This window comes from Hominilimicola sp. (assembly GCF_046972485.1).
Classification (GTDB): Bacteria; Bacillota; Clostridia; order UBA1381; family UBA1381; genus Hominilimicola; species Hominilimicola fabiformis.
This window is the reverse complement of sequence record NZ_JBKVWU010000223.1, coordinates 1-1,294: the sequence shown is the minus strand read 5'-3', so window position 1 is coordinate 1,294 and position 1,294 is coordinate 1. Positions and strand designations below refer to the sequence as shown.

At 41.9% G+C, this 1,294-nt stretch carries 1 pseudogene; it reads right to left on the bottom strand.

Annotated features, from left to right (window positions below):
* Window positions 1-1,294, bottom strand: a pseudogene (locus ACLTU0_RS11960) (hypothetical protein); the annotation flags it as partial.

The following is a 1,294-nucleotide window of genomic DNA, read 5'->3' as shown; positions in this document are numbered from 1 at the left end:
ACCGTAAGCAACTACTGTTTCGATGTATGACTTATACTGTGAATCAGCAATATCAGTAAATTCAGTTTCGCCTGTCTTTGTCAGTCCCAAACCGTATGCAAGAAGTTTTGCAACTTCGCCTCTTGTAACTGCACCGATTTCAACTGAATCAACACCTTCAAATGCACCCTTTTGAGCAAGATATGCAAGACCTCTTACATACCATGTACCCTCATGCTTTGCAATGTTATCTATTACAGGATAAACTGTATCTGTTGTACCGTACTTTTGGTCAACCATTCTTGTAATCATAGCTGCAACCTGTTCTCTTGTAACAGCATCGTCAGGAGCCATCTTAACTTCTGCAACCCATTTACCGCCGACTACGTTACCTTCTTCGTCAGTCACGTCTACTCTTTGAATAGCAGGTTCATAACCGAATATATACGCATAGCCAAGACCTTGAAGATCCACTTCTTCGCCAGGTGTAACAGTCGGGGCAGGTGTAGGTTCTTCAGTTGGTTCCGGTGTTGGTTCTTCTGACGGTACAGGTGTTACGTCAGGAGTTGTATTACCTGCATGACCCCAAATTACCGCACCATCACCGTAAATATCAAGTGAATTACAGATTAGTTGACCGCGGTTAATACCGTTACCTAATGTTGTACCAATCTTTACATCGGCTTTCGGAGCATATACTGTACCTTCAATATTAGCACCGCCGCCGTAAATGTTTAATGTTTCCGCACTTGTTACAGTGTTACCTACCATATGGCAAGATACTTCATATGAAGTTGCATTGATTGCGTTTACATTACCTGTAACTCTTTCATCAGCATACTGACCGCTGTTTGCAAATCTTACTGTTTCAGCCTTTGTTACAATGTCACCTGTAATCTTACCGTCAAAGTCAAACTTTGATGTTCCGTAAGAATAAATATCACCCTCAAGAGTAAATGTATTACCGAATGATACAGGTGCGCTGCCAAGAACTATATCACCCTTCGTCGGAGCATTGAATGATAGATTCTGCGGTTCACCGTCATAGTAAATATCCGCGCAAATCATAGAGTTTGCACTTGTACTGCCGATTGAAACCCAGCTGTCACCCCATTGACTCGGAACGATAATCCATTTCAAATCGCCTGTACCGAAATCAAATGTACCGTCACCTGTGTCAACTACGTTTACCATAGCCTCACCCGGAGCTTGTGAAATAAGATATGCAGGATTGTCGCCTACTACTTCAATATAACCTTTCTTATCGTTAGCAGTAGAGAATGATAATTGATTAACTTTTACATATACCGGACCG